The following is a 12,464-nucleotide window of genomic DNA, read 5'->3' as shown; positions in this document are numbered from 1 at the left end:
AATTCACACCAGGCCGATTTTTTGCTTGACAGCCGGAACCTGCCGTGAGAAGATGGGTTAGGAAGATAATAGTTTCGTGTTTCGCCCACTATCCTTATCTCTTCTTAGCTCGTTGGTACTTGCCTAGGAGTAGCAGGTTATGGCTGGAACACTCTCCCCCCCTCGTCGGTCCAACCGTCGTGCTTTTACGTTGATCGAGCTTTTGGTGGTCATTGCCATCATTGCCATTCTCATTGGGCTGTTGCTTCCGGCGGTGCAGAAGGTTCGGGAAGCAGCGGCTCGCATGAGTTGCCAGAACAACCTGAAGCAGTGGGGTCTGGCACAACACACTTATCATGACAGCACCGGCTTTTTCCCCCCTGGCGGCTTAGTCGGGCGGGACTTCGGCGGCAGTTGGAACTGGTCGGACTGGAATGACGATCGCGGAACCTGGATTGTGTACAGCTTGCCGTATGTGGAGCAGCAGGCGTTGTATCAACTTTTTCCGCAGCCGCCGTCGGGAGTGTACAACTCGGCGGGCATCGCCCGGTCTCAGCCCAACTTCACGAGTTTCCGTCCGAAGTTTTTCCGCTGTCCGAGCGACGGCTGGAACACGGAGTGGGCCATCTGCAACTACGTGGGCAGCTTGGGGCCTCAATGCACCATTGGTCCCTGCGGCTATGACCCGAATCAGGCACTGTGCAATCAGCCGGGTATCGGCGTGCCGGCGAGTCCCGATCATGGGAACACACTTGACGCGGGCCAAGTCCGGGGCATGTACAATCGCCTCGGTGCCCGGATCAACATGGCTTCTGTGACCGATGGCTTGTCCAACACCATTCTGATCGGCGAGATATTGCCGGAATGGCACGATCACTTCTGGAGCGGCTCGTGGTCCCATTACAACGGCGGGGCCTCGCATGCCACTACGATTGTGCCGATCAACTACCCCACGGATGCCCGCACCTGGTGCTCCCCTGCGGACCGATCATTCCAGAACTGGAATCTGGCTTGGGGCTTTAAGTCTCGGCACACGGGCGGGGTGAACTTCGTCTTTGGGGATGGTTCGGTGCGCTTTGTGCGCCAGAACATCAATATGACCACGTACATTCTCATGGGTTGCCGCAATGACGGCCGGCCCGTGCCCAATGAATAAAGGCTCCCCTGGAGTTGCCTGTCCTTTGGGTGGACCTGAAGCAAGCGGGTGCAAGACAAGGGCGGTTTCGCGTAGGCCGCCCTTTGGCATCCAGCGAGTTTGGGCCAATCCTGTTGCGACTTATCGAGTCGTTTCGGCAGTTGTTGAGAATATGCCTAAGACGTGCGCCAGGGGTCGCGGTCAGTTAGCCAGGGCTTTGTGAACTTTTACCAATGAATGAATGGGAATGCCATGAAGAACATCATTCGTCTTGGATTCGTCTTGGTTGTGGGAGGGGCGTTGAGCGGTTGCGGGGAGCGCCGTGTACCCGTGGAAGGGGAAGTGACCCTCAACGGCCAACCGGTGGCCCGCGCCACGGTCACGTTCACGTCCGAAGATGGAAGCAAGGTGTTCAGCGGCCTGACGGATGAGAGCGGGAAGTTTACGCTCAGCGGTCCAGCGGGGCCAGGAGCAGCGCCCGGCAGCTACAAGGTGACCGTTGTGAAGTATGCCCCTGCCGTGGCAGCTCCGATTAATCCCGCCGAGGAGTCGGACCCCTCGAAGATGAGCAAGGATTACGTGTCGCAAATGAAGAAGTTTGCGGACATGAAAAAAGGGGGAGCTGCTGGCCCCATGCCGCCGATGCCGGGGAAAGCTGGAGGATCGGGGAGCGCGCAGTCCGAGTTGCCGGAGGTTTACGCCCGCTTGGAAACGACGCCCCTGCGCGTTACCATTCCGTCTTCGGGGCCGATCAAGCTGGAATTGCAAAAGTCTGCGCGATAGCAGCAACGCCTGGAATACCGGTAACGTCCAGAATACCATCGGCCCAATGTTTAGCAGAAGGAAGTGGCGGTAATCGGCAGCCCTGGCGGGTCTTGCTCGTCAGGGTTGTTCGTTGGAGGGGTGCACGAAATGGGTCCGGCCCGGCGCTGGCAACGTTTGGCCTGGCGGCTGGGTGCGATCGCCTTCCTGCTCATCCTGGCAACGGTCTGGTACTTTCGTGTTTACCATGTCTCGGCGGATCGCTTGCTGGCAACCGGGCGGTCGGCCCTCATGCGCGGAGAGTGGGACAAGGTTCAGGAAGTGGCGGAACGATTGGAACGGGCCGGGTATGGGGACCACAGCCGCCTGTTACGCGCGGAGTGGTTGTGGAGCCGAGGGGAAGCAGCAGGCGCCTTGGCCCTGGCCGAAGGGGTGCGAGCCGAGGGCCGACTCCGCGTCGAAGCAGCGCTGATTGCGGGCAAATGTCTGCTCGCTTTGGACAATCGCCGCGAAGCCTACCGCGTGCTGAGCTGGGTGCTAGATCAGGACGATGACCAAGTCGATGCCCATCGGGGGCTAGCGGCCTTGGCGTATGATTGGGGCCAATGGCATCACGCGGAGCGGCATCTCCAACGGGTGGCGGAATTGGACCCCAAGGACCCACGGCCCTACCGCTTGCTCGGCCTAATGTACAAGGACCTGTCCCGCTGGGACGATGCCGAACAAGCCTATCGCGCCGCTTGGGAGCGCGGTGTGGAAGGGACGATGCGGCTGGACATCCGCCTGGAATTGGCGGAGGTGCTCCTGCAAAAGGCGCGGTACGAGGAAGCCTTGGCCTGGACGCAAGCGGGGAGTGAGGAGACCCCAGCAAACTCAGCCCAAGTGGCTTGGTTGCGTGCAGAGGGACGGTACGGCTTGGGACGGTGGACGGAGGCGGCGGCGGAGCTAGAAGCGATCCCGCGCGAGCAATGGACAGCGGCGATGTGGCGCTGCCGCGGACGGCTCGACCGGGATGCCGGCCAAATGGAGCAGGCTGCGGAATGCCTGGAACGAGCCGTGCAATTGGACCCTAGCGATGCCGAATCTTGGTATGTGCTGGCCCAAGTCTATGAGAGTCTGAACCGCAAAGAGGACGCCGCTCACGCTCGCCAGCGCGTCGAAGACCTGCACCGACGTCTGCAAGAATTGACGGAACTGACCAAGCAAGCGATGAAGCGGCCCTGGGATAGTGCCGTCCGGCAGAAACTCGCGGAGGTCCACGAGCAGTTGGGACACTCGGACCTGGCCCGCCTGTGGCGGAAGGCCGCTGCGGAGTGTGCCGCGATGGAACGGCGTTAGGTGCTTCACGGTGGAGGGGCGCTGATGGCGCCAGAGGGGAAGGGCGTTAGGGTGGAGCGGGGCGGGTCTGCTGACGGAACCATTCCCGGAAGTGCTGGCGCTGGTCGACTGTGGTGCACAGTTGCAAGGCAATTTGCAGATGCTGGCGAGCGGCGGCGGTTTCACCGCGCTGCTGGTAACTGACGGCGAGGTACAAGTGCGCTTGGGGATGGCAGGGATGGATCGCTAGAGCTTGCTGGCAGTTTCGCTCGGCCAATTCCCACTGTTTCTGGGCCAGGCGCACGGCCGCCCGCAGGAGATGGTAGTCCACGCAGGAGGGATTGTGCTTGAGGAGCTGTTCCACCGCTGCTTCCGCACGATCCCAACGGCGCAAAGCCAAAGCGCTATCCACGAGCCGCCGCAGAGCGAGTTCATGATCCGCCTGGAGTTGCAGGGCATATTCCGCGGCCTGCCAGGCTTGGGACATCTCGCCGAGGGTCCCGCGGGCTTCGCTGAGGGCAATCCAGCCGTCGATATCGCCGCAATGGAGGGAAAGCGCGCTTTCCAAACGGGGGGCAGCGGCTTGTGCCAGCGAACGCGCAGCAAGCCCCGGCGGTAACTGAACACTCAGGCGTGCCAAGGCTACGGCCCAGTCCCGCTCCTGCTCTGGGTCCGGCGGCTGCCTGGGAGGGCGATAGGGAATGATGGGCAGCGAATCAGGTGGCGGCGGCTCGGCACGTCCCGGCACTGCCGGAGGGGGACGGCGCGGAATGCGATGATCCGTAATGCTCGTGTGAGCAATGTTGGCACTGCTGAGGCGGGGCATATGGCAGGTGATGCAACTATCCCGCTGAGCATGCCGCTCGGCCAAAGGCGCGGAGCAACTCTGGCGGGCGTGGCAGTTCAGGCAGCGCTGGCGATAGAACCGCTCGCGTTCGTCCGGTGAAGGCACCGCATGGGGATCATGACAGGTGGTGCAGAGCAGTTTCCCCTGACTGGCCTGGAAGCAGCGGCTAGATTCCATCTGCTCGAATTGGCCGACGGAGCGCAGCTCGCGAGACCATTCCGGATTGCGAACGCACACGGTGACAAATTGGTTCCAAGGAAGTCCCGGCCGATATTCCCAGGGCTGCCGCCCGCGCCGGGGCACACGTACCTGTCCTTGCAGGTGGCACTGCCGGCAAATGTCCTGTTGCAAGGACGCGGGGAGATGCCGGGGATTGACGATGGAGGTGTCGATCCCTTCCCAAGGCAAGCCGCTGCTACGCTCCTGGACGTGGAGTTGCCCCGGTCCATGACAGCGCTCGCAGCCGATGGCAGCCTGGAGGGGCAAAAGCGGTTCCCGATAGCGGTTGATGGCGCCGGAGATAGGCTCCACGTGGTGAACATGGCAAAAGAGGCAATCCGCATGCACGGGCCGGCGCCCGCCTTGACCCAAGTCGAACCCCGGCGAGATGTCCCAGCGTTGCTCCTGACTGAACCAACTGATCGGGGACTGCCAGAGGGCGGAGTGCTCGAAGGTGAGGTAGGACCGCCCACGGGTTCCGGAGCCGATGGCCACATCCAACCGGACCGAGTATGGAGCCGTGCCGTCCAGGTCTTCAGCGGGCTGCACACTGTGCATTCGCTGAGACGCCTGGGAGCGGATGCTCAGCCGATAAGGACCGTGGGTCCACGTCAGCGGCGGCTCCCAACGCTCGACAAGGGAAAGCGCCAGCCGATCTGTCGCAGAGCGGCCCATCGGATGCTGCTGATAGGTTTGGCTGATATCCGCATGGCAGTCCTGGCAGGCCTTGTCTCCAACGTACTGGACCTCCGGGCGGATATTGCGGAACACAACGGCGGGATCGAGGCGCGGATCGGGCGGCGGCGGATCAGGCTGCAGATTTGCGGGAGGGACACCGGAAGGGGGGGTGGGAACCTCAGCGGGAAGAAGCCAGTAGATGAGGCCCAGGATAGCGAATAAGACGGCTGCTCCCAAACCGCCAACCATTTTCGGAGAACGGAGGAAGGTTTGCCAGGTCGTCATGCCAGAGTCTCCAGGACAAGCGGAAAGCACGCATGGGAAAGCGAGCGGGCCACCATTCGGCGGAGGAGCAGACAGCCTGCTGTTTCGGCAGACGTTGGTGAAGGTAGGGCGCTAGCCCAAAGCGTCGTCCGGCCGGAAACGAGCCAAAATCCGCTCAATGAAAGGCCGGCTGGTCGCTTCGTATCGGCGGAAGACCTCCCGGCGCACCAGATAAGTTTCCACGGTTTCCTTGGCACGCACGGTCGCATTGCGCGGCCGATCCATCAGAAGCGCCACTTCTCCGAAGCACTGGCCGGGTCCTAATTCGGCCACTTTCTCTTCGCCCCCCTCCCGGCGCCGCCGGAAGACTTCCACAGTGCCCCGGCGGATCAGATAGAACTTGCTCTGGTCATCGACTGGTTCCCCCTCGCGCACGATGACGCTGCCGGGAGCAAAGGCGGCAACGCGGTCCGAGGCCGCGGCGAGTTGATCGGGCCGCAGGGGCACCGCCGGATCGACTCCCACCAGCAGTTCATCGGCGAGGCGGGCTTGCTCTTCGGGCAGGATCGCCGCAAACGGCGGGCTTTGGCGCAAAGCATTGCGAACAAAGAGCCGCTCTGCCACCACCACGTTGGCCACGATTCGCCCCCGTTCCAGATGCACAATCCGATCCGCCTGATGCATGATCCGCGGGTCATGCGTGACGATCAGGCTGGTGGCACCCCCTTGTCCCGCGAGCTTGTGCAGAAGCGGGATTTGCCATTCGGCGAGGCGTCCCTGGTCGCCGCTGTCTTCCCCCTCGCGGAGCAAGGCTTGCCATTCCGTAGCGGGCCGGGGACGGGCGAGAAAACGCAGCAAGGTGATGACCGCCAAGCCGGAATGCGCATCCAAGGCGGCTGTCGGTTCGTCTGCGAGAATCAGCCTGGGGCGGTTGATCAAAGCCCGGGCGATGGCCACCCGCTGCCGCTGCCCGCCTGACAAGCGCGCCGGCGTGTAGTCGAACTTCGGCACCTGGGGTCGGCCCAAAACATCCCGATCGCCCAGCAGAAGGTATTGCAACAGCTCCTGGGCTTCCTGCCGGGCCTGAGGGCGCGGGCGCAGAGCCGCCGCCATCTGCACGTTCTGCCAGGCCGTCAGCGATTCCAGGAGATTGTGCCGTTGGAAGATGAAACCCAGTCGGCGGCGCACGCCAATCAACTCTTTCTCCGCCAGGCCGCGCAACGAGATCGACTCCCCACGCTCGTGGTCCCAAATGCGAATGTCGCCGTGTTGCAGAGTGCGCAGGCCGCCGATGAGGGTCAACAAGGTCGTTTTGCCGGACCCGGATGGGCCGCTCATGATGACCAACTCGCCTGGCAGCACTTCCAAATTGTTGTCGAAGAGGACCTGAGTGCGCGTTTCCCCCCGGCCAAAAAAATGATCTACACCCACGACCCGGAGTAAGGGTTCCCCGAAAGGCGGTGCTTTCGTACCTCCACCCAGGCTGCCGTTTGGCCCTTTTTTGGAGGAAGAGTCCAAGCGATCCGAGGGATCCGAAACTAGCTGTACCTGCGGCTCAGAAGACATCGGCGGGGTCCACCTTCTCCACATGTCGGGCAGCCAAACGGGCAGACAGCCAACACATGCCGATGGTCGCGCCCCCCAACCACACTATGCGAAATAGCGTGAGCTGAAACGGCATGCCGGTCCATTCCTCTAGTAACGATTGTACTCCAGCTACGATGCCGATTCCCACAGCCAAACCGCTTCCCGCCAGGAGCAACGCCTCGGCAGTCACCACGGCGCGGAGAAAACCCGGCGTGTGCCCAATGGCTCGCAGCGTCGCATACTGGCCCAGATGATCGGCGATGTTTCCTGTGAGAATCTGATAACAGATGACCAACCCCACGACGAAGCCCAGAATCATGCCGGCGCCGAAGGCGAAGCCGATGGGCGTGTTGGCCAGCCAGAAGCGCTCTTCTCGCTCGATGAGCTGCTTTAGGGTCAGCACCTCGACATTGGGCGTCGCTGCGTAAAGCTGCCGGAGGGCGTCGAGGACCTGCTCCCGGCGCGCTTCCGGTTGGAACCAGACCAGACCCAGGTCCACCGCTTCCAGGGGATCGGTACCCGGCGGGGCCAATGGCTCCCGGAGGTAACGGGCGAAGGTCTGCTCGCTGACAATCAAGGTACCATCCGCGGCGAAGTCGAAGCCCAGGGAAAAACCCGGACCGACCAGGGTCAGTTGCTGGCCGGTCAACTCGGCGGTGCATCCCTCCGCCAGGGGGCCATAGACGCTCGGCATCCGCCTTTGGGGATCAGGCCGCGCCCGGCGGTCGTACAACGCGGTACCGGGCCGTTGCAAGCTCTGCCAGTCGTCCGGGGGAATGTCCAGTCCCCGCAAGGGAGCCACAGCGGGATCGACCCCCACCACCCGGATGCGCCGCTTCGGTCCCCGCTCCGGCCGCGGCACCCCCGTCGCCAGCCATTCTCCGGCCTGGTAATCCAAATACAGGGGCGCTACGCGGTCAATTCCCTCCACAGCGTGGGCCTGTTCCAGCCGCCGGCGCGGAAAGGCTGGGCGGAACATCAGAGAACTGCGCTGCGGATGAATCAGCACGCCATCCGCATCCAGGCACCGCAACAGGCGCGTGTTGCTCTCCAGCATTGCCCGGAGAATGCCGAATTGCACCCCCATAAGCACCACCGCGAAGGCGATGCCCAGGGTATACAACCCGTATCGGATCGGATCGCAGGTCAGATTTCGCCAGGCCACGAGCAGAGCCAGCCGCATACTGTCAGCTTCGCATCTGGCAGTCCAGCGTCAACGGTTCCCCGCCAGGAATAGGTCTGCCTTTCAGGAAACAGGAGGAACTTTTCCCGACTCCTCCAAATTGGGTGCTGGTATGAGTCGCCGAAGTTGCTGGACGCGGAGCCGCTAGAACGGGGGAGGGAGAGATAGAGGGCGAAGCCGCTAGAACAGGTCCGCCGGGTCCGCCGTCTGGACTTTCCGCAAAGCGAGGATAGCCGAGAGAAGACACATCCCGACGGTCAATCCAGCGACAGCCATGATAATGAGGGGAGTCATTTCCGCCGGGATGCCGCCGTAGGTCCGCGCGATGGAATAGAGAAAAGCAGCAATTCCCCAACCGGGGAGAAAGCCCAAAGCGGCGAGAAGGCCGGCCTGGGCAAGGACCATGGCCGTGGCGAAACCCGGCGTATGGCCCAAAGCTTTGATCGTGGCGTATTCCGGCAGCATGGAGCGAATGTCTGCTGCCATCATCTGGTACACGAAAATGACACCCACGGTGATGACGAGAACCACCGCGACCACCAAAAACTGGCCCACGGACGTCAGCCTCACCCAGTAATTCCGCTCCGAGGCCGTGATGTCTTCGCGGCTCCAAATGCGGACATCGGAAGGGAGGCGGGTTTGGAGTTGCTGTTGAACCGCGGCGGGATCGGCGCCGGCGCTCAGTTGAATCAAGCCAAAGTGAACACCATCAGGCACTGGCGGCAAAAACTCACGGAATGTGCCCTCGCTGGTCAAAAGCATGGCGTTCCAACTGAAGCCTGTACCGAGGGAGAACGTGCCGGCTATGACCGCAGAGCGTCCATTGATCAGCACGGGGTCCTGCGGGTTCCGGCTGCGGGATTGCTCCAGCCAGTACTCGGCCGAGCCGTATTCCGCTTTGCTCCGCCGATCAAACAGAAACGTCTTCTGGCGGGCCAAGAGATGGGCAGCTTCTTCCGCTTCCGCTAGGGTGGAAAAGACACCCTCCGGGCCGATGCGGAAAGCCTGCGGGAGGTACTCCGGGGGCACTGCCAAGACGGCGATGCTCATAATTTCCCCGCCGGAGGGGGAACGGAGCCAGCCACGGCGTTGCGGCATACGCCACTCGGCAAAGCCCATGGACAGCGGCACGACCGCCCCCACTCCCTCCACTGCTGCCGCTTGAGCTAGCCGCTGATCCGGGAACCCCGCCGTGCGGCTGAGGTCTTCGTATTCTGAAGAGGTGATCAGCAGATCGAACTGCAAGCGGTCGAAGAGCAAGGTCGCCGTGCGATCGACTCCGCCGAGGAAGCCCATTTCCAGAAACATCAGGATGGCAGCAAAAGCGATGCCTGTAGCGGCTGTTACCGTACGTTCCCGCCGGTGGATCAGATGTCGGATGGCCCAAAGCCACGCATACCTCATGGGGAGAGTCTCCGATCAGCCAGAGGGTCGGCTGCGTATCACCGCCGCTTTTCTCTTCGCATTAGGAAGTGGTCCGAGGTTGAGCCAAGTCCGGCTTTCCTCGAACAAAACCTAACCCATTTGCTGGGGGCATCGGCTTAGAAGCGGCAATCCCAGGGAACGGTACGCGGCGCATCATGGTGCAGGATCATTGTTCGCTCGCCTTCGGCAATTCAGCGGCGGATGAAGCCGGCAACTCGAACAATACGGTGACTTGCAGGTTGACAAAGCGGGCGGCCAGGTTCGTATCGCCGGGGTCCAAGGGGACGAGCACTTCGACGACTCGCCGATCCCGATCCATACGGGGATCAAGAGAGAAAACGCGATTTAGGGAGATCATGCGCGAGATAACGTTCTCATCACTCACACTGCCGCGGAGGGAGCGGGGTAAAGCCGGAGCTTGAATCGTCGCGAGCACGGAGCCGTGGTGCAGGGCTTGCCGCAAGCGTTCTACATCTCCCTCGTAAACTTCCGTTCGGACGATCATGCGGGACACGTCAGCCATTGTCAGCAGGGGTTCTTGAGTGATTGTTTGTCCGGGGTTAGCTTGCACGTGCAGAATCTGGCCGCTGATCGGAGCGCGGACCATCCTGTGACGCTCCCATTGGTCGCGGGCATGGTCCCATCGGGCTTTAGCGGATTGCAGGGGGAAACGGGCGAGGGCTTCGCGGAGTTCCTGTTCCGCCGCCGCTTTGCGCGCCTGGCCTACTTTGTCCGCGTGTTGGTAGGACAGGAGTGTCTTGCGCCGAAGCGCCTCCGCCGCTTGCCGTTCTGCTTTGGCCTGCGCGACAGCGAGCCGGGCCTTGTCGTATTCCTCCGCGGGGACTGTAACGCGGCTGGCCCGGAGTTGCTCCAAACGTTCCAAACTCTTTTCCGCCACCTGCAATTGCTGGGTGAGATACTCCAGGCGGGCGTCCTGGGCCGCGAGATCCTGATCCCGGGCCGCCATCGCTTGCTGCCATTCTGCTTCCGCAGCTCGGATTTTCGCCTCACCAGCCTGTTTGGCGGCATCGAATCTATCTTGCAGTTCCTGGAGTTCGAGTTCGGCTAGGGCCACTTGCTTTTGGCGTTCTTCCGCACTGGCGAGTTCCGCGATCGGCTGGCCCTGCTGAAGCGATTGGCCGGGAGCCAAGGGATAAAGGCGGGCGATCCGGTCCCCGACTGGGCCATAAACGTGTACGATGCCGGCAGCCGGTTCCAACCGTCCCAGCGCCGCAATGCGGGGCGATCCCGTTGGTGCTGAGACAGGCGAGGCACTGGGTGCGTCCGGCATGAACCGGGCCAGGAAATAACCTGCGACCCCGCCGGTGGCCAACAGTAGTAAGGTCCATAGCAGGGACAGCATCAGCCGTCCGGAGCGCGCGGGTCTCCTCCGGCAGAATGGCGGCACGCTCATAATCCTCCTGAGGATGGAAACGCTCCCAAGGCCAGGCACCACCAGAGCAGTTTGCAGAGCAGGTGCAAGGCCTGATCCCGATGAATACCGTACCAGCCGCGGCATTTGCCCAGATCGATCAGAGCATGGGCCAGGGTTTCCGCCAAGGCCAAGGCTAAGGTCCCAGCCGGTGTGAGGCCCATCCACTGGCACACCAGGCCGACTGCGGTACCATGCAGCAAGGCGTGTGCTGCCAGCCAGTAGTACCACGGGACGGCACGAGCGGCAGGATGCTGGGCATGCGGGCATTTGCCCAAGGCCATCGCCTCGCTTTGCAAAGCAAAATCCACAAGCGCATGGCCCGCCACCAGATAAAGCAGCAGCAGAATCGGCCGCGGATCATCCATACTGGTTGTCTACCTTTCGCCGCGTACGTGTTGTCCACCTTCGCTGCGCTGCCTGAGAGGCTTTCCACCCAATATACAGACTCCTACCTGAGGGTGATATATCGAGCTGAACCTCCAGGGGGACGTCGAGCCATCGGGGACTGTTCGGTTTGATGCCGAACTTAGCCCCGCCAATGCACGGGTCGGTTGGCTCCTGCAAGCGAGATGGCGGCTGGGGGAGATGTCATGTACTTGGGCATCGAGATTGGCGGTACGAAATTGCAAGTGGGACTGGGCGACGGGGCAGGCCAGCTCCTGGCGTTATGGCGGGGGACGGTCGTGCCGGCTGAGGGTAGCGCTGGGATTCTCCGGCAACTTCAGGGAGCGATTCCGCAAGTGCTGGCCCAGATGGGGGTCGCTGCCCATCAGTTGCGCGCCGCTGGAATCGGCTTCGGCGGGCCAACGGATGACGCCTCCCAAACGGTGATCACTTCGCACCAAATTGCCGGGTGGGATCATTTCCCGCTGGCGGCTTGGCTGCGCGATCTGCTCGGCGGCGTCCCGGCGGTTTTGTGCAACGATGCCGATGTCGCCGGACTGGCTGAAGCCACCTATGGCACGGGCCGAGGACTGTCACCGCTGTTCTACATGACCATCGGCAGCGGGATCGGCGGCGGCCTGATTCTCAACGGAACGATTTATCGCGGTGCAGGGCAGGGCGCTGCCGAGATTGGGCACGTGCCAGTCAACGAACGAGGCGAAGAACTGGAAGCAGTGGCCTCCGGTTGGGGACTGGCCTCTCAAGCTCGGCGGCGTCTCGAACGGGGCGAACCCTCCCTTCTGACCGAGATGGTTCAAGGCGATTGGTCCCAAGTGACGGGGCGGCATGTCACCGAGGCGGCAGCCCGCGGCGATGCCCTGGCCCAATCCGTGCTCGATACCGCCCTGGATGCCCTCGCCTTCGCCCTGGACCTCGTTATTCGATTGCTTTGTCCCCGGCGCATCGTGATTGGCGGCGGCGTGTCGCTCCTGGGTGAAGAACGCCTCTTCCAACCTCTACGCCAACGCTTGCAAGCCCGTGTCTTCCCCCCCTTCCGCGGATTGACGGATATTGTGCCCGCCCAATTGGGAGAAGAGGTGGTGGTCCACGGTGCGATTGCCTTGGCCCGGCAACTCTGGGAGTCGAGCCGAGCTTGAGCCAGAAGAAGGTAATGAGCCGAGAGGTGGTCGATACAGTGGGTTCCGCCAAGCTGTCGGTTGCCTCTGGACCGGCGGGCGGGGCCAGCCGC

General features: G+C 62.4%; 10 protein-coding genes. 4 read left to right on the top strand and 6 right to left on the bottom strand.

Annotation, left to right across the window (positions count from 1 at the left end; translation table 11 throughout):
• Positions 1-139: 139 nt before the first annotated feature.
• The 3 genes from H0921_RS17305 (at position 140) to H0921_RS17295 (ending at position 3,214) form a co-directional block, all read left to right on the top strand.
• On the top strand, positions 140-1,135 hold the full coding sequence (locus tag H0921_RS17305; RefSeq protein ID WP_194539786.1) for a DUF1559 domain-containing protein: 996 nt from the start codon (positions 140-142) through the stop codon (positions 1,133-1,135).
• Positions 1,136-1,366: 231 nt separating this feature from the next.
• Complete coding sequence (locus H0921_RS17300; protein WP_194539784.1) at positions 1,367-1,897, top strand: carboxypeptidase-like regulatory domain-containing protein; 531 nt, start codon at positions 1,367-1,369, stop codon at positions 1,895-1,897.
• 129 nt (positions 1,898-2,026) lie between these two features.
• Positions 2,027-3,214 carry a tetratricopeptide repeat protein gene (locus H0921_RS17295; RefSeq protein ID WP_194539783.1) on the top strand — a complete coding sequence of 396 codons (1,188 nt, stop codon included), beginning with the start codon at positions 2,027-2,029 and terminating at the stop codon, positions 3,212-3,214.
• A 46-nt stretch (positions 3,215-3,260) separates the two neighbouring features.
• Here the strand turns inward: H0921_RS17295 and H0921_RS17290 are convergent, their stop codons facing one another.
• The 6 genes from H0921_RS17290 to H0921_RS17265 all read right to left on the bottom strand — a co-directional run bounded on the left by H0921_RS17290 (position 3,261) and on the right by H0921_RS17265 (position 11,196).
• Positions 3,261-5,222, bottom strand: a complete 1,962-nt coding sequence (locus H0921_RS17290; protein ID WP_194539782.1) for a tetratricopeptide repeat protein — start codon at positions 5,220-5,222, stop codon at positions 3,261-3,263.
• A 111-nt stretch (positions 5,223-5,333) separates the two neighbouring features.
• Positions 5,334-6,632, bottom strand: a complete 1,299-nt coding sequence (locus tag H0921_RS17285) for an ATP-binding cassette domain-containing protein (RefSeq protein ID WP_194539781.1) — start codon at positions 6,630-6,632, stop codon at positions 5,334-5,336.
• Positions 6,633-6,756: 124 nt separating this feature from the next.
• A complete protein-coding gene (locus H0921_RS17280; protein WP_194539780.1) occupies positions 6,757-7,971 on the bottom strand; it encodes an FtsX-like permease family protein in 1,215 nt (404 codons plus the stop codon).
• Between the two features lie 180 nt (positions 7,972-8,151).
• The gene (locus tag H0921_RS17275) at positions 8,152-9,375 is read right to left on the bottom strand and encodes an FtsX-like permease family protein (RefSeq protein ID WP_194539779.1); all 1,224 of its coding nucleotides are present in this window, start codon (positions 9,373-9,375) and stop codon (positions 8,152-8,154) included.
• A gap of 187 nt (positions 9,376-9,562) precedes the next feature.
• Complete coding sequence (locus H0921_RS17270; RefSeq protein ID WP_194539778.1) at positions 9,563-10,759, bottom strand: HlyD family efflux transporter periplasmic adaptor subunit; 1,197 nt, start codon at positions 10,757-10,759, stop codon at positions 9,563-9,565.
• A gap of 47 nt (positions 10,760-10,806) precedes the next feature.
• Entirely contained in the window at positions 10,807-11,196 is a 390-nt protein-coding gene (locus tag H0921_RS17265) for a DUF3307 domain-containing protein (RefSeq protein WP_194539777.1), read from the bottom strand.
• 225 nt (positions 11,197-11,421) lie between these two features.
• On the opposite strand from H0921_RS17265, the gene H0921_RS17260 reads away from it, so the two are divergent.
• Positions 11,422-12,372, top strand: coding sequence for an ROK family protein (locus tag H0921_RS17260; RefSeq protein WP_194539776.1), 951 nt, complete (start codon positions 11,422-11,424; stop codon positions 12,370-12,372).
• The last annotated feature ends 92 nt before the right edge of the window (positions 12,373-12,464 follow it).

This window comes from Thermogemmata fonticola, assembly GCF_013694095.1.
GTDB classification, from domain to species: Bacteria; Planctomycetota; Planctomycetia; order Gemmatales; family Gemmataceae; genus Thermogemmata; species Thermogemmata fonticola.
The sequence above is the reverse complement of the archived record's forward strand: the minus strand, read 5'-3'. Positions and strand labels throughout refer to the sequence as shown.

Coding starts and splice junctions, on each gene's coding strand:
- H0921_RS17280 (WP_194539780.1), bottom strand. CDS start 7,971: ATGCGGCTGGCTCTGCTCGTGGCCTGGCGAAATCTGACCTGCGATCCG.
- H0921_RS17260 (WP_194539776.1), top strand. CDS start 11,422: ATGTACTTGGGCATCGAGATTGGCGGTACGAAATTGCAAGTGGGACTG.
- H0921_RS17270 (WP_194539778.1), bottom strand. CDS start 10,759: ATGCTGTCCCTGCTATGGACCTTACTACTGTTGGCCACCGGCGGGGTC.
- H0921_RS17295 (WP_194539783.1), top strand. CDS start 2,027: ATGGGTCCGGCCCGGCGCTGGCAACGTTTGGCCTGGCGGCTGGGTGCG.
- H0921_RS17300 (WP_194539784.1), top strand. CDS start 1,367: ATGAAGAACATCATTCGTCTTGGATTCGTCTTGGTTGTGGGAGGGGCG.
- H0921_RS17305 (WP_194539786.1), top strand. CDS start 140: ATGGCTGGAACACTCTCCCCCCCTCGTCGGTCCAACCGTCGTGCTTTT.
- H0921_RS17290 (WP_194539782.1), bottom strand. CDS start 5,222: ATGACGACCTGGCAAACCTTCCTCCGTTCTCCGAAAATGGTTGGCGGT.
- H0921_RS17275 (WP_194539779.1), bottom strand. CDS start 9,375: ATGAGGTATGCGTGGCTTTGGGCCATCCGACATCTGATCCACCGGCGG.
- H0921_RS17265 (WP_194539777.1), bottom strand. CDS start 11,196: ATGGATGATCCGCGGCCGATTCTGCTGCTGCTTTATCTGGTGGCGGGC.